Below are 19604 nucleotides of genomic sequence, written 5' to 3' on the forward strand. Positions count from 1 at the left end.
CCCGCTACGTCATGTAGCTGCTGAGCAGCGCGCGTGATATCAGCACCCAGCCGTCGATGAGGATGAAGAGCAGGATCTTCAACGGTAGGCTGACGGTGATCGGGGGCACCATGATCATGCCCAGGGACATAAGTGCCGCAGCCACCACCAAGTCGATGAGCAGGAAGGGAAGGAAGACGACGAAGCCTATCTGGAACGCCGTTTTCAGTTCACTGAGCAGGAAGGCCGGGACCAGCTGGAAAAATCGGATTTCCTCGACGCTGGCAGGTGCCGGCGAGCCGGACATCTGCACCACCGCCAGCAGGTCGGACTCCCGGGTCTGGCGGATCATGAAGTCGCGCAGGGGCACGGCCGCGAGATTGACGGCATCGGTCGCCGTCATTTCTTCGGCCAGGTAAGGCGTCAGTGCCGTCTGGTTCACCCTATCCATCACAGGTGCCATCGAGAACAGCGTCAGAAACACCGCTAGCGTAACTATCACGCTGTTAGGTGGGGTCTGTGGGATTCCCAACGCATGGCGCAGTAGGGCCAGTACGATGATGATTCGCGTGAACGAGGTCAGGCCTATCAGGAACACCGGCAAGAACGACAGCAGGCTCAGCAGCACGAAGGTCCGCAGCACCGGCGAGTAGTCCTGCTTGAGCGCCACGCCCAGCGCTTCCGTGACCGGGCTGGCGAAGACCGCGCCGGTGGCCAAGGCCGCGACCAGGGCAACCAGGCCTGCGGTCAGGCGACGGCGTTGCTCAGGGCGCATGGGCGGCCTCCTGACGCGGGCCCGCAGCCGCCAGCGGCAGCCACTGCACGCCCTCGCGCGTTTCGGCCAACAGGAAGCGCTGGTCCCCGTCGGCGATGCGATAGAGCACCGTGCGCGGGCTCAATCGCAGGGTCTGTTCAATGCGAAGGCTGGGCGCCGGCGCCGGGGCACCCACCGGGCCCACGCCCCAGCGCTGCATCCAGCCCAGGCGACGCGCCAGCCAAGCGGCGGCCAGCGCCAGAACCAGCAGCGCGATCGCGGCGCCGAACGCGCCCGCGATGTCGCCGCCGGACACTTCCGAAGCCGTCCGGTACGGAATCGCCGGTTTTGCGGGTTGCACGGTGGCGGGCATGGCCTGGCTCACGCCAGCTCCGTGACCCGGACGCCGAGCTGGTCGTCGACCGCCAGCAGCTCGCCGCGCGCGATCGCCTTGCCGTTGAGCAGCAGGGTCACCGGGGCGTCAAGCGCCTCGGCCATCGCCACGACGTCGCCGCAGCGCAGCTTGAACAGCTGCTCGACCGTGATCGACACCGAACCGATCTGCGCCATCAGGGTCACCGGCACGTGGCCGACCAGGGCGAAGTCTTGGCCGAAAAGCGCCGGCGCATCGCCCGCCACCGCGGATTTCATCGGGGTTGCCATGTCGTTCATTTGGAATGTCCTTGCTTGATGAGGTTGCTTTCAATACGGATCGCGCGGCCTTCGCCCTGGCGCGCCAGCGCGCCCTCCGCCACGGGTCGTCCGGACGCCGTCTGCACGCGCACCGCTGCGTCCAGCAGCGAGCCCGCGAGCAGCACTTCGCCGACGCGCAAGGACAGGGATTCGGACAGGGCCAGTTCGCCCAGGGGCAGCACCACGTCCAGCATCACGCGTTCCGGCCCGAGCGCCTGCGGCCGAGAGGACAGCGGCTCACGCGGGATGGGCCGGATCGGCGCCAGCAGGTCGCAGGCGCCAGCGTCGAGGAGCAGTACCCAGTCCGCCAGCGGACCGGACAAGCTGAAGCCGATGCCGCCATGGAAGGGTGCAAGGTCGGCGTCGTCCGGCGGGAGCACTTTTTCAAGCCGTTCGGTGGGCGCGCGCAGCATCCGCGCCAGTAGATCGTCTACTGAGCGTGTAGCCAGGCGCTCACCCAGGCCCGAGGTATCCAACTGTGCTTCGCCGACCAGGCTCGCGCCGAGCGCCGCGAGACCGGCGGGTGCGTATCCCAGCCAGACGCTGGCACCGGAATGGCGCGCACCGCGCCACCTACGCGACTCCGCCTCCGGCGAGAGCGCAACAGGTGTCGCGTCCAGCGCCTCGCCGAGCGCGCACCAATGCTTCGCCCAGTCGCCCAGGCAGGCGACAAGAAGCTCGCGGCAGGCCCGCGTGCGGGCCGGCCCCTGCCAGCGCAGCAGGCGAATCGCCATCAGCCGCCTCGCGTACTGTTGTAGAGCTGCTCGATCATCTCGTTGCTCACCGTCATCACGCGTGAGCTGGCCTGGTAGCCGCGCTGGATGATGATCATGTCGGCGAACTCGGTGGTCAGGTCGACGTTCGACATTTCTAGGCTGCCGCCGGCGATGCGGCCGAACGCGCCTTCGCCAGGCCGGCCGATCGTGCGCTGCTGAACGCTGGTGCCGGAGATCAGACGGCCACCGGAAAGCACGAGCGCGCTTTCGTTCGGGAAGCTGGCCAAGCCGATGCGCGGTCCTTCGCGGCGCTCAGTAGCCGAGTAAACCAGCTGCATGACGCCGTTGTCGTCGAACGAGAGTTCGTTCACACCCAGCACCGGATGGCCGTCGGTCACCTGCGCGCCAAGGTTGGTCGCGCCACCGGCCAGGCGGGTCGCGCCGTTGAACGCACCCGGGGTGCCGAAGTCCAGCGTGACCACCTGAGGCGTGCCGCCGAAGGTTAGGTTCATCGCCAGCGTGTTGAAGCCGGTCAGCGGCGTGCCGTCCAAGCCAAAGCGGATCTCACCGGTAAATAGTGTCGCACCGCTGCTATCCCGCACCGTCACCAGATAGCTGCCGGGAGTGGTGGCAGTGTTATCGGCGAGGTTCACCGACAGGGTCTGCAGGTTGCCGGCAGCGTCATAGATACGAACCGAGTTAATCGCGAACGTCGGCGTGCCGGGCGCGAGGTTGCCGACCATGCGCACAGCCGTGGTCATCTCGGGCGGCAGCGTCCGGTAGGTGTCAAGATCGATCGAATTGAGGTTGCCCGCGTCATCAACCGACATCACCTCGAACCCTGTGACGCTGTCGACCAACAAGCTTTCCTCGTTGAACCGGAACTGGCCGGCACGGGTGTAGTGAATGTTGCCCGACGGGTCGCGGAGGATGAAGAAGCCATTGCCGTCGATCGCGAGGTCGGTGGCGGTGCCAGTCTGGCGCATGTCGCCCGCGCCGGTCCGCAGCCCCTCGCCGCCGATGGACGTGCCGCGCCCGCCGTTGACGTTCGAGAAGAAGGTGTCGCTGCCGCGGAAACCCGGCGTGTTCATGTTCGACACGTTGTTACTGACAGTATCGAGGCTGCGCGAGAAGCTGAAGAGGCCGGAGAGGCTGTTGAAGAGCGCCTGGAACATGGGTGACTCCTTGGGTAATCAGGGTTTGACGAGGCTGATCTGGGACAGCCGCACATTGGGGAGCACCTGGCCGAGCGTGGTTTGCACAGTCAGTTCGGGGCCGGTGGGGGTAAAGCGGATCGCGGTGACGGTGCCGGTGCTGGCGACGCCTCCGTTTTGGACTTCCACGTCGCGGTCGAGCAGGTCCAACGCCTGCGTGGCCGAGTTCATTGCCAGCATGCTTTCGGTGTTCTCGCTGGTCTGGCGCGACTGCTCGAGGCTGGAGAACTGGGCCAGCTGGGCCAGGAACTCACGGTTGTCCACCGGCTCTAGCGGGTCCTGGAACTGCAACTGCGACAGGAACAGGCGAATGAAGTCTTCCTGCTGAATGGTGTTCTGCTGCGTGGCCATCCCGTTGCCGGGATTGAGCACGGTGCCGATTGAATCTACGGGCATGGGAATCTCCGGGTCAGGGGGTGCGGGGAGTAGCAGGTTCGGCGGCCCACAAGGTCTGGCCGTTGAGGACGATGCGTTCAAGCGGGATGTTCTCGGCCGCGGCGAACCGACGAAGGTCTTCGACCAGCGCGGGCACGTACTCGGGCGAGAGGGTGAAGTCACGCAGCCAAGCGGTCGCTCCCTGCGGGCCGTCGTTGAGCCAGCGCAGCAGCTTTAGTGGCCACTGGAAACTGGCGCCGAACAGGGCGCTGCTGGCGCCGGCGTCGTTGGTCTGTGATGCCCCCGCGGCCGGGAGGCGCTGCGCCGAGGAGGCGAAGGCCAGCATCTCCGGCGCGGACGGGCTGGGCTGGAGGGGCTGGAAGCGCGCCGGCATCTGCATGGCCACCGCCGGAGTTGCGCTCGGATGCCGCGGCGCCACGACGGTGGTCGGCACGATGGGGCTGGCCGGCTCGCGGGCTAGGGACGACTTCAACTGCTGCGAAAGTTGGTCGCCGGCCGTGAGTTGCCACAGCACGGCCACCAAGCTCACGGTACCGCTATCCCCCGGCGATGAGAGCGTCCAGAAGAGTCGAGCCGGGGCAATGTCGATGGCCGGAACGGGCAAGCGCTCGGGAAGTTCCAGCTTCAGCTCCAGGGCCACGAACGGCGGCGGTGGCTGCATGCCCGTCGGCGTGATCTGCGGCGCCAGGGGGAGTTCGCCTTCGGATGCAGCGACCGAGCTGGGCTGGCTGGGCGCGACCAACGCGACGGGCGCCATCGAGAGGACGGGCGGTGTCTGGCGGACCGGCAAGCCGGGCGCAACGACCGGCACCGGACTGGCCGGAAGATTCGCGACGGACTCAGTGCGGGGCGTTACGTGCGGAGCCCGGTAGAGTTCGCTTTCGGATTCGGCAACCCAGGCAGGCTGGCCGGGCGTGAACAACGCGGCGGGCGTCGTCGGGAGGAGCGGTGGCGCCGCGTTGGCCGGCAAGCCGGACGCGATGGCCGGCACCGGAACGGCGGGAACATTCGTGCCAGGCGCGGCCCCGGGCGTGGCGCCGGGCACCAGCCATTGGCCGAAGTCGGCCTGTGCCGGATCGCCCGTGCCGCCGGGGGTTCCTGGGGCGGCCGGGACCATCGGGAACGGTGGCAAGAGTCCAATCATGATTCACTCCTCAAGGTGCCAAGGCGCAGATCCGCGAGGCGGTCGGCGTCCTTGATCTCGTCATCGCGCCGCACCTGCTCGGTCAGGCGGTCATGGCGTGCGCCCGACACCCGGGTCGCGGCGGCGGCCATACCATGGCGCTCGTTCGCGGCCTGCAGCGCATCGCGCGCACGACGCTGTTCGGCGGCGGCGGCGTCCCGCTCGACCATGGCGACCTGCTCGAACTGCAGCGCGGCCACGTAGCCGTCCAGGTCCAGGCCGCGGGAATCGTCGCTGCGCGCCTTGCGCAGGCCGATGAGTTCAAGCGTTTGCTGCGCCTGGTCGCTGCGCTGGCAGGCCGCCGAATGCGCGTTGACGTGGCCGCGAAGCTGGGCGGCCTCGCGCTCTTCGTCCAGTTTCCTGAGCCGAAGCAGGCGATCGACGAGGGCCAGGCGGTCGCGGCTCATGCCGGCGCTCCCGTGGACGCCAGCGCGTTGCGCAGCCGGGCGATGGCCTCGGCGCGCGAGGAATTGTCGCTGGCGGCCTGGCACAGCACCTTGTCCAGGCCCGGCTTGAGGTCCACGGCGCGATCGAGGCTGGCGTTGGCGCCGCGCTGGTGCGCGCCCAGCTCGATCAGGTCGCGCGAGCCGGCGTAGGTCGCGAGCTGGCGCTTCACCTCCGCCACGACTTCCATCTCCGCGGCCGGCACCAGCTGGCTCATCAAGCGGCTGGCGCTGTGCAGCGGATCGATGGCCGGGTGGTGGCCGCGCGCCGCCAGGTCGCGCTGGAGGATGATGTGGCCGTCCAGGATCGCGCGCATGTGGTCGGTGACCGGCTCGTTCATGTCGTCGCCCTCGACCAGCACGCTGTAGATCGCCGAGATCGCGCCGCTGCCGCGCACCCGGCCGCAGCGCTCGAGCAGCTTGGGCAGCTGGCCGAAAACCGATGGCGTGTAGCCGCGGAAGGTCGGCGGCTCGCCCACCGCCAGGCCGATCTCGCGCTGGGCCATCGCGAAGCGGGTCATCGAATCCAGGATCAGCAGCACCGACTTGCCCTGGTCGCGGAAGTATTCGGCCACGGCGTGCGCGGCGTGCACGGCATGGGTGCGCACCAGTGCGGGCTGGTCGGCCGTGGCCACCATTACCACCGAGCGCTTGAGCCCCTGTTCGCCGAGCGAATTGCGCAGGAAGTCGCCGACCTCACGGCCGCGTTCGCCGACCAGGCAAAGCACGGTCACGTCGGCGCGCACCTGCTTGGCCAGCATGCCCAGCAAGGTGCTCTTGCCGACGCCGCTGCCGGCGAACACGCCGACGCGCTGGCCGACCCCCATGGTCAGGAGGGCGTCGATGGCGCGCACGCCGGTTTCCAGGATCTGGTCGATCTCGGCGCGATCGAGTGGATTGAGCGGCTCGCGATACAACGGGTATCGGGCGTCGTAGCTGATGGGTGGGCCCTGGTCGAGCGGCGCGCTGAACGCGTCCACCACGCGGCCAAGCATGCCGTCGCCGACCGGAATCGAAAGGCTGCGGCCAGTGGCGCGCACCAGGCTGTCGGCCGAAATGCCCTGCACGTTGCCGTAGGGCATCAGCAGCACGCGATTGTTGCGGAAGCCGACCACTTCGGCCTGCACCGGCTGCCGGCCCTGGGCCGGGATCACTTCGCACAGCTCGCCCAGGTGCGCGTCGGGACCCGAGGATTCGATCACCAGGCCGTTGAACGCGGTGAGCCGGCCATGGCGATTGGCCAGGTCGGCGCGCGCGACGGCGGCGGTCAGCTGGGTGGCCAGGGGATTCATGGGCGCTGCCGGTGGGCGGACAGCCCGTCGAGGAAGGCGCGGCTGATCGCGTCGAGCCGCACGTCCAGGCCGGTGTCGCTGGTGCCGCGCGAGGACTCGAGCACGCACTGCCCGGGCTTGAGCGTGGAATCGGCGACCAGCTGCAGGTCGAGCTCGGGAAGCTCGAGCCCGGCCAGGTCGTCGGGCGACAGGCGCAGCGTGGCGGCGCCGACGCCACGCGCCTGCAGCGCCTGCACGCACAGCTCCCGCATCAGCGTGCCGTCGGCGGCCTTGTCGCCGAGCATCCGGACGACCGCGGCCAGCGCCGCCTCGACCGCGATCTCTTCGGCGTCGCGGGCCTGCACCGCGAGCGCGGCCTCGATGCCTTCGACCACCGCGGCCAGCGCGGCGGCGCGCTCGCGCAGCTGCTCGCATTCACGCGCATGCTCGGCGCGCAGCTTGCCCGCGATCTCATCCACGCGCTCGGCGATCTCCGCCTTGGCGTCGGCCAGGCCCTTGGCCTCGCCCGCGCGGCGCGCCGCCTCGAACTGGCTCTCGACCTCCGCCTGCCGCTGCAGCGCCGGATCCGGCGCGGGCTCGGTGGCGGCCGGCGGCGCCGGTGGCACCAGCGCCTCGGCCAGCATCACCAGGCGCGGGCCGCCCGCCTGCGCGGGCACCGTCAGGCGGCGCATGCGGCACCTTCGCGGCTGTCGAGCAGCATGGCTTCCGCCAGCACCGCATCGGCCAGCACTGGCGGCATCGCCGGCAGGTCGCGCAGCGCTTCACGCACGCGCTGGGCGTACTGGTCATCCAGCAGCGCCAGCAGGAACTCGCTGTCCACCGGTCCGGCCGCCGCGACCACGCGCGCATACCAGCCCGGCGGCAGGCGCCGAGCCAGGCGCAGCAGGGCGTCCACGCCCAGGGTGGTGTCGGCGGTAAGGCCACGCAGTTCGTCGGCCAGCGCCGCTTCCACCGCCGGGCGATGGTTCCACCCGAGCCGGACCAGCTGGTCGATCAGCGGATTGAGGCCGCGCACCGTGCTGGCCGGCAAGGCCGACATCAGGGCGCGCCGCTCCGGGGCGGACAGGGCGGCCAGGTACAGCGCCGCCTTGCGCTGGCCAAGGGTGCTGCTCATGCCTGCACCGAGCCGTCGGCCAGCCAGGTGCGCATGCGCCCGGCCATCGCTTCGGTTTCCTGCGCCGACAGGCGACGCGGACGCGGGTGCATCCACCAGCCAAGCAGCACGCCAATCAGCAGGAGTCCGACGCCGCCGCCGAGCAGCCATTCGAGCGGCGGCAGCACGGCCTCGGCCGGCGCCATCTGCGGGGGGGCCGTTTCGGACGGCAGCGGCGCGAGCAGCGCGCTGTCGGCGGTCTGGTCGACGGCCTCCGGGCTGGAGGCGGCCCCAAGGGCTGCAATCTCCAGCGTGTCGCCGCGCTCGGCATCGAGGCCGGCGGCGGCCGCGACCAGCTTGCGCAGGCGCTCAAGCTCGCCGCTGGGCAAGGCGGTCGGCAGCAGCACCGCGATCGACAGGCGCTCGACCCGGCCCGGTGCCCGCGCGATTTCCTCGCGCTGGGTGCCGTGGGCGTACTCCACCTGCTCCTGGGCGCTGCCGCCGGTGCTGCCGTCCGCGCCCGCGACCGGGCGCGTGGTCTGCTTGCGCACCAGCAGGCCGTGGCCATTGCCGCCGTGCGCAACCAGGCGCTCGTTGACCTGGCGCACGGCGTCGAAGTTCAGGCGCGCATCCACCGTCACCGTGGCCGACTCGAGCCCAAACGCACTGCTGATCAGCGCCTCGATGCGCTCCTTGATGCGGCCTTCGTAGCTCAGCTGGCGTTCGCCCTGGGCCACGGCCGTGTCGTCACCGCCGGCGCCGGCCAGCAGCGCACCCGACGGACCCAGCACGACCACGGATTCAGGGCTCAGGCCATCCACCGCCGACGCCATCAGGTTGCGGATGCCGCCGACCTGGCGCGCATCGAGCTGAGTGCCCGGCGTCAGCGTCAGCGCCACCGAGGCCTTGGAAGCCTCCTGCTCGCCCAGGAACAGGCCGGGGCGGCGGATGGTCAGGTGCACGCGCGCCATCTCGACGCCGGGCAGCGCGGCGATGGTGCGCTCGATCTCGCCCTGCAGCGCGCGCTGGTAGTTCACGCGCTGGGCAAACTCGGTGGCGCCGAAGTCGGAGTCGTTGAACAGCTCGAAGCCCACGTGCCCGCCCGACGGCACGCCGGCCGAGACCAGCTTCATGCGCGTGTCGTAGACGCGCTCGGCCGGCACGCGGATGCCGCTGCCGTCCTCGCTGTAGTCGTAAGGCACCTTCCATTCGGTCAGCGACTCCGCGATCTCGGCGGCATCGGCCTCGCGCAGGTTGCCGAACAGCAGCTGGTAGCGCGGCGTCATCGCCCACCAGAGCGCGGCGATGGTCAAAAGCAGCAACAGCAGCACGCCGGCCACCAGGCCGAAGCGGGAGGCGGTGCCGAGGGAGCGGTAGAAATCCTGCACTGAACTCACGTCATGTCCGCCTTAGAGTTGCATCCGGATCAGTTCCTGGTACGCCTCGACCACCCGGTTGCGCACCTCCACCGCCAGCATCAGGTTCATGCGGGCCTCTTCCATGGAAATCATCACTTCGTGCGGAGGGCGCGCTTCGCCCGTGGCCATGGCGCGCAGGTTCTCGTCGGCGGCCTTGAGGCCGGCGTCGGTCTTGGCCAGGCCATCGCCCAGCAGCGCGGCGAAATCAGCGCCTTCGGTGTTGCGCACCGGGTGCGCCAGCGCAGTCGCCTGCGGGCCGGTGCTTGCGGACAGGGCCGCGATTGCTTCGATGCTCACTACTTGGCTCCGATCTCGAGCGCGCGCAGCACCATGCCGCGCAGCAGGTTGAAGGCGCGCACGTTGGCTTCGAAGCCTCGGCTGGCGGTCATCAGCGTGGTCATTTCCTGCACCAGGTCGGTGTCGGGGTAGTGCACGCGGCCTTCGGCGTCGGCCATCGGGTGACCGGGGTCGTGCACCTGGCGCGTGGCCGGGGTCGCCTGGGCCAGCTCGCCCTGCCCGGGCAGCAGCTGGCGGCTGAAGTCCGCGGCCTGCGCCCGCGCGGCGAGCTCGCCCGGGGCCAGCGGCACGTTGGCGTTGGCGATGTTGCGGCTGGCGGCATCCATCCGCAGGCGCTCGTGGTCCAGGCCAGCGCGGCTGGCTTCCAGGATCGATTCAATGCTCATGCGCCGCTCCTGCCGGTGACGGCGAGGCGCATCAGGCCGAAGTGCCGGTTGAGCGATTCGGCCAGCGCCTGGTAGTCGAGGCTGGCTGCGACCATCTCGGCCACCTGGACGTCCGGCTGCGCCGCGGCGGCCGAACCGTCGGCCACCACCGGCGCGATGCCGGCGGCAGACAGCGAAGCCAGCTGCTGGAAGCCGGCCGGGCCGGCACTGGCGGCCTGGCGCAATATGGCCTGGGCATTGCCCATCTCCAGCCGCTGCGGCTGGAAGCCAGGCAGGTTCGCGCGGGCGATGTTGTTGCTGGCCACTTCGGCCCGCAACTGCTGCAGGCCTAGGGCGAGGCGGACCGCCTCGACGGTGATTTCCTGGGACATCGGGTTCTCTCCCCTTACTGGATCAGCAGTTCGCCGTCGAGCGCGCCGGCGGCCTTGATGGACTGGAGCACGGCGATCACGTCGCGCGTGGACAGATGGATGGCGCGCAGCGCCGAGATCAGGTCGGCCACCGTCGCGCCCTCGGGCACGCTGACGATCGGCGCGACGCCCTCGCGGACGTCCACGCGGCTGTCGGGCACGACCACGCTGCCGATGCTGGCGCTGGGGCGGATGAACACCCCATCGGGCTGCGACACCGAGTACGTGGTCGAGATCTCGATCCGAAGCTCGCCGTGCGAGATGCTCACCGCGCCCAGGCGCACGTCGCCGCCGGCCACGACGGTGCCGGTGCGCTCGTTCACCACCACCCGCGACTTTCGCTGCGGGCTGACCATCACGTTCTCGATGCGGGCGATCTCGGCCACCAGGCTGGCGGGGGCCGAGCCGTAGTCCACGGTCACCTTGCCGGCGTGCGTCGCATGGACCCTGGCGCCGGGTACCTCGGCGGCCAGGGCGCTGGCGATGCGCTGGGCGGTGGTGAAGTCGGGCTCGTTGAGCAGGATGCTCAGGCTGTTGCCGTCGCCGGCAACGCCCAGCGGCACAGCGCGCTCGACCGTGGCCCCGGCCGGGATCCAGCCGACGGTGGGATGGTTCTTCTGCACGGAGGCCGTGATGGCCTCGAACTGGTAGCCACCGACCGAGATCGGCCCCTGCGCGATGGCATAGACCTTGCCGTCGGGACCCATCATCGGCGCCAGCATCAGCGTGCCGCCGTTGAGGCTGCGGGCGTCGCCCGCCGAGGCCACCTGCACGTCGAGCAGTTGGCCGGGCTCGGCGAACGCCGGCAGCTTGGCGGTGACCAGCACGGCCGCGACGTTGCGGCTGGCCAGGTCGGCCTGCTCGACGTTGACGCCGAAGCCGCGGAGGGTGTTGGCCACCGACTGCAGCGTGGCGCGGTTGCGGGCCGAGTCGCCCGAACCGGACAGGCCGAACACCAGCCCGTAGCCGGTCAGCGGGTTCTCGCGGACGCCGGCGACGCGCGCCACGTCCTTGAGGCGGGCCGAGCGCGCGTCCTGCGCCTCGGTGGCACCGGCGAGGGCCAGCACCAGGAACACCAGGGTCAGTCGCATCACATCAACCTCAGCCATTTGAATATGCGATAGAGCAAACCCTGGCGCTGGGATTCGCTGACCACGCCGATGCCGGTCAGCTCGACCTTGGCGTCGGCGATGCGGTGCGACCAGACGGTGTTGCCGGACGACACGTCTTCCGGCCGCACCAGCCCGCGCAGGCGGATCTGCTGGTGCTCGCCGTTGACCACCACGGACTGCACGCCTTCGATCTCCATCACGCCGCCGGGGCGCACGGCCTGCACCTGCACCGAGATCTGCGCGCGCAGCTCGCCGATGCGCGAGGTCTCGGCGCCGGCGTTGCTGCCGCCGGAGATGCCGGCCGACGCGTCGTAGCGGGTGTTGGGGCTGCTGATGCCGATGCGCACGCCGGTGTCGCTGCTGGCGTCGGTCGCCGCGCCGGACCGGGCCCGCGTGGTCTCGAGCACGTAGACGGTCAACAGGTCGCCGACGCGATAGGCGCGCTGGTCGGCGGCCAGGCCGCGGTAGCTCTCGGTGTCGATCAGGCTTTGCTGGTCGTCGGCAACGGCCGGCAGGGCCAGCAACAGTCCCGCCAACAGGCCCAGGAATTCAGTCTTCAACGCGCACCGCCAGGGAAGTGAGGATGATGGAGTTCACCGGTTTCCGGCCGGCGTCGAGCGCCACCGGGATGACGTCGCCCACGAAGCCGTCGGCCAGGGCGCGGCCCGAGGTGTTCAGGTGCACGGCACCGCGCACGACCTGGACTTCGAGCATCGCGCCGGCCAGCACGTCCGGCATCGGTTCGAAGTGTTCGGCGAGCAAGGGTTCGCCGGCACGCACGGACCGCCGCAGTCGATGCGCCGGCGGCAGCGCCGCGGCGTCCACCGGCTCGCCGTCGGCGCGCGCCAGGTCGACGCGGGTCTTTCGATGCGCGATTACCGCGACCGGCGTGCCGGCCGGAAGGTTCGCGTCGTAGCTGTCGAGCTCGCGCCACCAGTTCACCGCGACCCAGACGGTCTGGCTGCGCACGTGCCGTCCGTCGACGAAATGCTGTACCGCCACCGCCACCCGCGGGCGCGGCCAGCGTCCCGGGATCTCGCCCAGCTTCAGGGCATGTTGCCCCGCCGGCAGCGCCAGCGGCTCGGCACGGCCCAGCACGGTGAGCTCGACCTCCCCGGGCAGGTCGGCCGACATTGCTTCCAGGTGGGCGCGCACCGCGGCCGCCACCTGGGCGTGCGGCACCGACTGGCGCGCCGGTGCCGGGCTTTCCGGCGCCAGCAGCGCGGCCAACAGCAGGGGCGCGAGCAGGCTCATCAGCGGCGCAGGTTGTTGATGGTCTCGAGCAGCTGGTCGGCCGCCTGCAGCACGCGGGCATTAAGCTGGTAGGCGCGCTGCGCCATCACCAAGTTGGTCATCTCGTCGACCAGGTCGACGTTGGCCATCTCGAGGTAGCCCTGCTGAAGCTGGCCGAAGCCGGGATCGCCCGGGCGGCCGAAGCCCGGCTCACCGGACGCCTCGTTGGCCGCAAACACGTTCTGGCCTATCGGGTCCAGCGCATCGGAGGCGCCGAACGCGGCGAGCTCCAGCTGGCCGATCACGCTGCGCTCGGGATCCTGGCCCAGCCGCGCGGTGATTTCGCCGTCGCGACCCACCCGCACGTCGAGCGCATCCGGCGCGATCTGCAGGCCCTGCGCCAACCGCATGCCGTTGACCGACACTAGGTAGCCGTCCTGGTCCACGCGGAACTGGCCGGCGCGGGTGTAGACGCGTTCGCCGCTCTCGTTCTCGAGCTCGAAGAAACCTTCGCCCTCGATCGCCAGGTCCAGCGGGTTCTGGGTGGGCCGCAGCTCGCCGGTCCCGAACAGGGTCGAGGTGGACATAACCTGGGTGCCGCCACCGTGGCCGGCGGCGTCAATGGTGCCGGTGGACAGCGCCGCGATCTCGGCGAAGTTGACCCGGCCACGCTTGAAGCCGGGCGTCTGCATGTTGGCGACGTTGTTGGAGATCACGTCGATGTGTTCCTGCTGCGCGCGCAGGCCGGTGGCGGAGATGTAGAGGGCATCGATCACGGTGGGTTTCCTCAGTTGTCGCCAAGTCGGTTGATGCCGACGTCCATGGCCTTGTCGTAGATGGATATCGCGCGCTGCACCGACTCGGCATGCCGGGTCAGTTCCATCAGCTGCACGGTCTGTTCGGCGGCGTCGACGTTGGCGCGCTCCAGCGCGCCCTGGACAACCGTGCCCTGCCAGGCCGCCAGGGCGCCGTCGTAGCCGTAGCCGCCGCCGGGTGCCGCCACGAGGCGCGTGGGCTCGGCCACCTCGACGATCTTCAGCTGGCCGACGGCCTGGCCATTGGCGTGCAGGCTGCCGTCGGCATGGATGCGCAGCGCGTCGGTGTCGGCGAGCTGGATCGGGCCGGCTTCACCGAGGACGCGGTCGCCCCGCGAATTGACCAGATGACCGCCGGCGTCGAGCCGGAAGTCACCCGCGCGGGTGAGCAGCGTGGCGCCATCGCGCTCGACCGCGAAGAAGCCGCGTCCGCGCAGAGCCAGGTCCAGCGGCTGCCCGGTCGGGGACAGCGCGCCATCAACGAGGTCGAGTGCGACGCGCGGCGCCAGCGAGGTGCCGAAGTCGGGCACAACCCGACCGGCGCGGAAGCCGGGCGTGTTGATGTTGGCCACGTTGTGGCTGAGCGTATTCACCGCGCGGACGTCCGCGCTGAGCGATCGGCTGATGGCATCGATGGTGTCTGTCATGGCGCGGGCTCAGGGGCTGGTCTGGACGGCGGAGAAGGAGCGGACAAGGGTGCTGGAGGGCACCTCGTTCACGCCGATCACCGCCACGTAGGGAAGCGAGCGCTGCATCAGGCTGCGCATCGGGCGTCGCAGCGGCGACGGGCAAAGCAGCACCGGCAGCAGGCTCCGACCCATCATCGCTTCGGCCTGGCGGCCGAGGTTCTTCATGAAGCCGTCCATCTGCGCGAGGTCGCTGAACAGGGGTCCGCGCGATTCGCCAGTGCGCTGCGCGCTGAGCAGGCTGCGTTCGACCTCAGGCGCCAGCGTCAGCACGTGCAGTTCGCCCTTGCCGTCGCTCAGCTTCTGGCAGATGGCCGGCCCGAGTCGCTCACGCACACGCTCGGCCAACTCCTCGGGCGATTTCGTGCTGCGGCCGGCATCCACCAGGACCTCCAGCACGGCCTCGAGGTTGCGGATGCTGACCTGCTCGCGCAGCAGCAGCTGCAGCACCTTCTGGATCTCCGAGTACGACATCACGGCCGGCACCAACTCGTCGATCAGCGAGCCGTGCTGGTCACGCAGGCGCTGCACGAGGCGCTCGGTCTCGGCCCGGGTCAGCAGCTCCGGGGCGTGGCGCTTTGCCAGCTCGGCCAGGTGGGTCATCAGGACGGTGTCGGGATCGACCAGCGTGTAGCCGGCGCCGCGCGCGAACTGGCGCGCATCCTTGGCGATCCACTGCGCCGGCAGGCCATAGGCCGGGTCCCGGGTCTCGACGCCGTCCAGCTTGGCGCGGGTACCGCCCGGGTTGATCGCCAGCACGCGATCCATCTGCAGCTCGCCCTGACCGATGCGGCTGCCCTGCACCAGGATCTCGTAGGCCTCCGGCGCCAGGTCCGTGCGCGGGCCGGTCTGCACCTTGGGCAGCACGTAGCCCAGGTCCTGGGCCACCTGCCGGCGCAGGTTCGCGATGCGATCGGCGAGGTCGCCGTCGCTGCCGAGCAGTGCGTTGGCCAGTCCGCTGCCGAAGCGGATCTCGATCGGCTCGATCCTCATCAGCTGCTGGAAATCGTCGGCGTCCTGGGCCTTGCCGGCGCCCTGCCCTGCCGCCGCGGGCTTGGCGGCACCGGCCTCCAAGGGGGCGCCGTCGGCGGCCTCGGCCTTGGCGACGGCGCGCGACGCAAAGTAAACCAGCCCGGCCACCGCAGCCAGCATGATCAGCACCGGAATCTTTGGGAAACCGGGCATCAACAGGATGATCAGCAGCGCGATGCCGACGATCACCAGCGCGCGCGGATTCGACAGCACCTGTCGCGGAATCTCCGCGCCGAGCTGTCCGTCGGCGGCCGTGCGCGTGATGATGATGCCGGTCGCGACCGCGATCACCAGCGAGGGAATCTGGGTGACGATGCCGTCGCCGACGGTCAGCAGCGTGAACCGCTGCACTGCCTCGCCCCAGGGCATGCCCATCTGGGCGATGCCGATCGCGAGGCCGCCGACGATGTTGATCAGGATGATGATGATGCCGGCGATCGCATCGCCCTTGACGAACTTCGTGGCGCCGTCCATCGAGCCGTAGAAGTTCGCCTCGCGCTCGACCAGGGCACGGCGACGGCGCGCCTCGTGCTCGTCAATCAGCCCCATGTTCATGTCGGCGTCGATTGCCATCTGCTTGCCGGGCATCGAGTCGAGCGTGAACCGGGCGGCAACTTCCGCGACGCGCTGGGCACCGTTGGTGACCACCACGTACTGCACCACCACCAGGATCAGGAACACCACGATGCCGACCACGTAGTTGCCGCCGATCACGAACTCGCCGATGGCATTGATCACCCGGCCCGCGTCCGCGCCCTCGAGGATTAGGCGGGTCGCGGAGACGTTGAGCGCCAGGCGCAGCATGGTGACCAGCAGCAGGATGGTCGGGAAGGTCGAGAACTTGAGCGGCGTCTCGGTGAAGAAGGTGACCAGCAGGATGAGCAGGGCCAGGCTGATGTTGAGCACTAGCAGGAAGTCGAGCAGCACCGTGGGGATCGGCATGAACAGCACGATCAGGATGCCCACGACCAGCATGACCAGGGCCAGGTCGCGCTTGGCGGACCACATCTGGCCGAACAACTGCATCACGCGATGCGCTCCTTGAGGTTACCGCCCAGCAGGCGTCGGTAGATGGGGGCCAGCTCGCCGTAGAGCGACTCGGGAACCGGTCCATCGATGTCGCACTCGCGATACAGCGCGCGCGCCAAGGCCGGCGAGTGCTGGATCGGGACGCCCTTGCGGGCCGCCACGCTGCGGATGCGCGCGGCCAGGAAGCCGGCCCCCTTGGCCAGCACGATTGGCGCTCGCATCGTCCGCGGGCGGTACTTGAGCGCCACCGCCACGTGGGTCGGGTTGGTCAGCACCACGTCGGCGTCGCCCACCCGCGGCACGGCGCGGGTCTTCTTGAGCAGGTCTCGGATCAGGCGCTTCTGCTTGTTCTTGACCTCGGGGTCGCCGTCACGCCGCTTGTGCTCATCGCGCAGGTCGCGCCGGCTCATGCGCATCTTGCGGGTGAAGTCGCGGCGCACGAACAGCCAGTCCAGCACCGCCATCAGCGCCAGCACCAGCAGCACGTAGATCGAGGTGGTGACGAAGGCCGACTGCAGCATCTGCGGCAGCCGGGCCGGCAGGCCCAGCGCCACGCCGCCCACCAGGCCCAGCGCCTGCTTGGCGACAAGGAAGCACACCAGCGACAGGAAACCGAGTTTCAGGCCCGATTTGCCCAGCTCCCACAGACTGCGCATCGAGAAGATGCGCTTGAAGGCGTTCGCCGGATTCATGCGCTTGAAGTCGGGACTGATCGGATGGGTCGTGAACATCGGACCCGTCTGCATCACGTTGGCCACCACCGCCACCACCACCATCGCCAGCGCAAGGGGTGTTAGTGCCTGCCAAAGCGGGGCATAGGTCTCAGCCAGCCATGGCAACAGCGCCGGCGAGATTGCCGGCCGGGCACCGGCCAGCTGAAGCGTCGCCCGTGTCGCGTCCGCCGCCGCGACGGCGATGCCGCCCCCCGTAATGGCGACGGTGGCGGCGAAAACTACGGCCACACCGGCACCGACCAGCTCGGCGCTCTTGGCGACCTCGCCCTTCTTCCGTGCCTCGTCGAGCTTGTACTGGGTCGGCTCTTCGGTCTTGTCCTTGTCTTCCTGCGACATCAGCCCGCCCCGAACAAGGCAGGCACACGCTGCAACGAGTCCCGGTACAAACGGCCGATCAACTCGACAGCGAACCACATCGAGAGCGCCAGAAGCGCCATGCCCGCGGCAACCTTCAGCGGCAACACCAAGAAGTAGACGTTGGCCTGCGGCATGGCGCGGGTGACATAGGCCACACCGATGTCGACGCAGAACAGACCCAGCACCACCGGCGCCACGACCATCAGACCCAGCAGAAAGCTCGACCCGAGCAGTCCGAACAGGCCCGCGGGATCGAGCCGGATATCAACGCTACCCAACGGCATCCACTGCGCGCTGGCGACCAGCCCGCTGAACAGTAGAAGGTGCAGGTCGAGCGTGACGAAAAGCACGATCGAGGCCAGCATGAGCGTGTGGCCCATCAACGATTCGGCGCCGCCGGTGCCATTGGGATTGAAAAGGTTCGAGGCGCTCAAGCCCGCCTGCATGTCCACCAGCCAGCCAGCGGTATGCAGCGCGGCGTTCGGGACCATCAGCGCCAGCCCGAACGTCATGCCGATCAGTAGTTCGCCGAGGCCAGCCAGCACCAACCCGAGCGGCAGGCCCCAGTGTGCGGCCGGCTCGGTGATCGGCATCGACAACACGGTCAGCCAGGCAAGAACCAGCAGCAGCGCGATCCGTACCGTCGGAGGCGCCCAGCCCAGCGGTGACAACGACGGCAGGGCCACCACTGGCAGGTAGCGCAGCATCGCGAACACGAACAGTGCGACGAAGGATTGCAGGGCGTCCATCGGCTACAGGGTTCCCGCGAACTCGAACAGGCGTGTGGCGAAGTCCACGGTGACTGCCATCATCCAGCCGCCGGCGACCACGCAGACCAGCACCACGGCGATGACCTTCGGCACGAACGTGAGTGTCATCTCCTGCACCTGGGTGACGACCTGGAGCACGGAAATCACCAGGCCCACGACCAGCGTCACGATCAGGATCGGTGCCGCGACCTTGATCGAGGTCAGCAGCATCTCCGACAGCAGGCGCATGGCGGTGTCGGCGTCCATGCTCAGGCGCGGCTACTGGCGCCAAGGCGGGCGCGTAGGCGACGGGAGAACTCGCGGACGTTGCCGACACCCGAGGGTAGCGCCCCCTGCGCCAGCAGTTCCGACAGCAGGCGCTCGGCCTCTGCGTGCTCTCCGACATCTTCCAGCTGAAGGCTGCGGGCATAGCGGGCGGTGATGCAGCTCGGGTCCAGCCGCAGGGCGCGTTTGATCGCGGCGTCGGCCTCGTCGCTGCGACCGGCCAAGGCCGCAATAAGGCCCAGCCCTCCGTGCGATTCGGCGAAGTTCCTATCCAGCTCGTAGGCGCACCGATAGGAGGCCTCCGCCGCGTTGGTGTCTCCCAGCATCAGCTGGGCCCAGGCCAATGCGTGCCACGTGCCAATGTGATCCGGCATTGCTGCCACAGCGCGCTCGAGGGTGGCTCGCGCTGGTTCCAATTGCTCGCGCAACATCTGTAATTGCCCGAAGCCGGACAGGGCACGACCGGAGTTCGGGTGCCGAGCCAGGACGCGCTCGAAGGCAGCCCCGGCCGGCCCAAGCTCGCGCCGCCACAGCGCGGCGGTACCGGCAACGAGCAGGGCTTCATGCTGATCCGGATGAAGGGTCAGGCAATCTTTGGCATACGCCTCGGCGGCGCTGGTGTCGCCCTTGTCCAGGGAGGCGAGCGCCCGCAGCCCGAGCGCGACTGGGTGCTGCGAATCGGCGGTCAAAGCCTGGCCCAAGGCGAGCTCGGCACTGGCATAGTCCTGGTCCCGGAGCGCGACGCGCGCGCGCAGCACCGCCAATTCTGGCGTATCGCCAGACCTCGCCACGGCGGCTTCCAATGTGGCACGCGCCCCACCGGTATCCAGTTGGCAGAGCTGGGAGAATGCCAAGTCATGCCAGAGGGCGGGATTGGCGTGGCCGTCTTGCGTCAAACGCTTGAAGCCGGCCTCGGCGGCCGCGTAGTCACCATGAATCAGTGCATAGCGCGCCAAGCGAAAGCGAATTCCCAGCGAAGCTTGGATCGCGGCCGGCGCCCCCATCAGCACCGCTTGCGCACCCGTGTAGTCAGCGATGGCAAACATCGCGTCCGCCAATTCGCACAGCAGTTCGGGGTTGGACGGATCCGTAGCCAGAAACGACTGCAAACGTTCAATTGAGGACATCAAATACCGCCCGGACCGAAACTGGTTCAACACTCGCCCGTGCGACTAAACAAGTCGCTTTCGGGCGGGACTGTGGGATTGTCTAGGCTATCTGGGCCGAAAACGGGCTCGGGCGTTTGCGACTGAGGCCATGGGTCTCAAACCACACATTTTTCCCTTCGGGTGCAATCG

25 protein-coding genes are annotated in these 19604 nt (G+C 69.1%); all 25 read right to left on the reverse strand.

Annotated features, from left to right (window positions below; all coding sequences use genetic code 11):
• Nucleotides 1-4: 4 nt before the first annotated feature.
• The 25 genes from fliP to VFQ84_RS09165 are packed head-to-tail and all read right to left on the reverse strand — an operon-like array spanning nucleotide 5 to nucleotide 19433.
• Nucleotides 5-754, reverse strand: coding sequence for a flagellar type III secretion system pore protein FliP (gene fliP / locus VFQ84_RS09045; RefSeq protein ID WP_325131308.1), 750 nt, complete (start codon nucleotides 752-754; stop codon nucleotides 5-7).
• Complete coding sequence (locus VFQ84_RS09050; RefSeq protein WP_325131309.1) at nucleotides 744-1118, reverse strand: hypothetical protein; 375 nt, start codon at nucleotides 1116-1118, stop codon at nucleotides 744-746. Before VFQ84_RS09050 ends, fliP begins: the two co-directional genes overlap by 11 nt.
• Nucleotides 1115-1405, reverse strand: coding sequence for a FliM/FliN family flagellar motor switch protein (locus VFQ84_RS09055; protein WP_325131310.1), 291 nt, complete (start codon nucleotides 1403-1405; stop codon nucleotides 1115-1117). The genes VFQ84_RS09050 and VFQ84_RS09055 overlap by 4 nt, the downstream gene beginning before the upstream one ends.
• On the reverse strand, nucleotides 1402-2160 hold the full coding sequence (locus tag VFQ84_RS09060) for a hypothetical protein (RefSeq protein ID WP_325131311.1): 759 nt from the start codon (nucleotides 2158-2160) through the stop codon (nucleotides 1402-1404). Before VFQ84_RS09060 ends, VFQ84_RS09055 begins: the two co-directional genes overlap by 4 nt.
• Nucleotides 2160-3317, reverse strand: a complete 1158-nt coding sequence (gene flgF / locus VFQ84_RS09065) for a flagellar basal-body rod protein FlgF (protein WP_325131312.1) — start codon at nucleotides 3315-3317, stop codon at nucleotides 2160-2162. Before flgF ends, VFQ84_RS09060 begins: the two co-directional genes overlap by 1 nt.
• 18 nt (nucleotides 3318-3335) lie before the next feature.
• On the reverse strand, nucleotides 3336-3752 hold the full coding sequence (locus tag VFQ84_RS09070) for a flagellar hook assembly protein FlgD (protein ID WP_325131313.1): 417 nt from the start codon (nucleotides 3750-3752) through the stop codon (nucleotides 3336-3338).
• A 13-nt stretch (nucleotides 3753-3765) separates the two neighbouring features.
• On the reverse strand, nucleotides 3766-4896 hold the full coding sequence (locus tag VFQ84_RS09075; RefSeq protein WP_325131314.1) for a hypothetical protein: 1131 nt from the start codon (nucleotides 4894-4896) through the stop codon (nucleotides 3766-3768).
• Nucleotides 4893-5342, reverse strand: coding sequence for a hypothetical protein (locus VFQ84_RS09080; RefSeq protein WP_325131315.1), 450 nt, complete (start codon nucleotides 5340-5342; stop codon nucleotides 4893-4895). Before VFQ84_RS09080 ends, VFQ84_RS09075 begins: the two co-directional genes overlap by 4 nt.
• Nucleotides 5339-6670, reverse strand: coding sequence for a FliI/YscN family ATPase (locus VFQ84_RS09085; protein WP_325131316.1), 1332 nt, complete (start codon nucleotides 6668-6670; stop codon nucleotides 5339-5341). The genes VFQ84_RS09080 and VFQ84_RS09085 overlap by 4 nt, the downstream gene beginning before the upstream one ends.
• The gene (locus VFQ84_RS09090; RefSeq protein ID WP_325131317.1) at nucleotides 6667-7341 is read right to left on the reverse strand and encodes a FliH/SctL family protein; all 675 of its coding nucleotides are present in this window, start codon (nucleotides 7339-7341) and stop codon (nucleotides 6667-6669) included. Before VFQ84_RS09090 ends, VFQ84_RS09085 begins: the two co-directional genes overlap by 4 nt.
• On the reverse strand, nucleotides 7329-7784 hold the full coding sequence (locus tag VFQ84_RS09095) for a hypothetical protein (protein ID WP_325131318.1): 456 nt from the start codon (nucleotides 7782-7784) through the stop codon (nucleotides 7329-7331). The genes VFQ84_RS09090 and VFQ84_RS09095 overlap by 13 nt, the downstream gene beginning before the upstream one ends.
• A complete protein-coding gene (gene fliF / locus VFQ84_RS09100; RefSeq protein ID WP_325131319.1) occupies nucleotides 7781-9160 on the reverse strand; it encodes a flagellar basal-body MS-ring/collar protein FliF in 1380 nt (459 codons plus the stop codon). The genes VFQ84_RS09095 and fliF overlap by 4 nt, the downstream gene beginning before the upstream one ends.
• Before the next feature lie 12 nt (nucleotides 9161-9172).
• Nucleotides 9173-9478 (reverse strand): flagellar hook-basal body complex protein FliE, encoded by a 306-nt coding sequence (fliE, locus tag VFQ84_RS09105; protein WP_325131320.1) that lies wholly within the window; start codon nucleotides 9476-9478, stop codon nucleotides 9173-9175.
• Nucleotides 9478-9864: a flagellar basal body rod protein FlgC gene (locus VFQ84_RS09110; RefSeq protein ID WP_325131321.1), complete on the reverse strand. Its 387-nt coding sequence runs from the start codon at nucleotides 9862-9864 to the stop codon at nucleotides 9478-9480. The genes fliE and VFQ84_RS09110 overlap by 1 nt, the downstream gene beginning before the upstream one ends.
• On the reverse strand, nucleotides 9861-10235 hold the full coding sequence (locus tag VFQ84_RS09115) for a hypothetical protein (RefSeq protein ID WP_325131322.1): 375 nt from the start codon (nucleotides 10233-10235) through the stop codon (nucleotides 9861-9863). Before VFQ84_RS09115 ends, VFQ84_RS09110 begins: the two co-directional genes overlap by 4 nt.
• Before the next feature lie 14 nt (nucleotides 10236-10249).
• Complete coding sequence (locus VFQ84_RS09120; protein WP_325131323.1) at nucleotides 10250-11383, reverse strand: flagellar basal body P-ring protein FlgI; 1134 nt, start codon at nucleotides 11381-11383, stop codon at nucleotides 10250-10252.
• Nucleotides 11365-11946: a flagellar basal body L-ring protein FlgH gene (locus VFQ84_RS09125; protein ID WP_325131324.1), complete on the reverse strand. Its 582-nt coding sequence runs from the start codon at nucleotides 11944-11946 to the stop codon at nucleotides 11365-11367. Before VFQ84_RS09125 ends, VFQ84_RS09120 begins: the two co-directional genes overlap by 19 nt.
• Complete coding sequence (locus VFQ84_RS09130) at nucleotides 11936-12640, reverse strand: flagella basal body P-ring formation protein FlgA (RefSeq protein ID WP_325131325.1); 705 nt, start codon at nucleotides 12638-12640, stop codon at nucleotides 11936-11938. Before VFQ84_RS09130 ends, VFQ84_RS09125 begins: the two co-directional genes overlap by 11 nt.
• Complete coding sequence (gene flgG, locus VFQ84_RS09135; protein WP_325131326.1) at nucleotides 12640-13395, reverse strand: flagellar basal-body rod protein FlgG; 756 nt, start codon at nucleotides 13393-13395, stop codon at nucleotides 12640-12642. The genes VFQ84_RS09130 and flgG overlap by 1 nt, the downstream gene beginning before the upstream one ends.
• An 11-nt stretch (nucleotides 13396-13406) precedes the next feature.
• Nucleotides 13407-14081, reverse strand: coding sequence for a flagellar hook basal-body protein (locus VFQ84_RS09140; protein WP_325131327.1), 675 nt, complete (start codon nucleotides 14079-14081; stop codon nucleotides 13407-13409).
• Between the two features lie 9 nt (nucleotides 14082-14090).
• Nucleotides 14091-16178, reverse strand: coding sequence for a flagellar biosynthesis protein FlhA (locus VFQ84_RS09145; protein ID WP_325131364.1), 2088 nt, complete (start codon nucleotides 16176-16178; stop codon nucleotides 14091-14093).
• Nucleotides 16178-17251 carry an EscU/YscU/HrcU family type III secretion system export apparatus switch protein gene (locus tag VFQ84_RS09150; RefSeq protein WP_325131328.1) on the reverse strand — a complete coding sequence of 358 codons (1074 nt, stop codon included), beginning with the start codon at nucleotides 17249-17251 and terminating at the stop codon, nucleotides 16178-16180. The genes VFQ84_RS09145 and VFQ84_RS09150 overlap by 1 nt, the downstream gene beginning before the upstream one ends.
• Complete coding sequence (locus VFQ84_RS09155) at nucleotides 17251-18021, reverse strand: flagellar biosynthetic protein FliR (RefSeq protein ID WP_325131329.1); 771 nt, start codon at nucleotides 18019-18021, stop codon at nucleotides 17251-17253. Before VFQ84_RS09155 ends, VFQ84_RS09150 begins: the two co-directional genes overlap by 1 nt.
• A 3-nt stretch (nucleotides 18022-18024) precedes the next feature.
• On the reverse strand, nucleotides 18025-18288 hold the full coding sequence (locus tag VFQ84_RS09160) for a flagellar biosynthetic protein FliQ (RefSeq protein WP_325131330.1): 264 nt from the start codon (nucleotides 18286-18288) through the stop codon (nucleotides 18025-18027).
• A 2-nt stretch (nucleotides 18289-18290) separates the two neighbouring features.
• The gene (locus VFQ84_RS09165; RefSeq protein WP_325131331.1) at nucleotides 18291-19433 is read right to left on the reverse strand and encodes a tetratricopeptide repeat protein; all 1143 of its coding nucleotides are present in this window, start codon (nucleotides 19431-19433) and stop codon (nucleotides 18291-18293) included.
• Nucleotides 19434-19604: the final 171 nt, after the last annotated feature.

The sequence above is a fragment of the Arenimonas sp. genome (genome assembly GCF_035721105.1).
Taxonomy (GTDB): Bacteria; Pseudomonadota; Gammaproteobacteria; order Xanthomonadales; family Xanthomonadaceae; genus Arenimonas.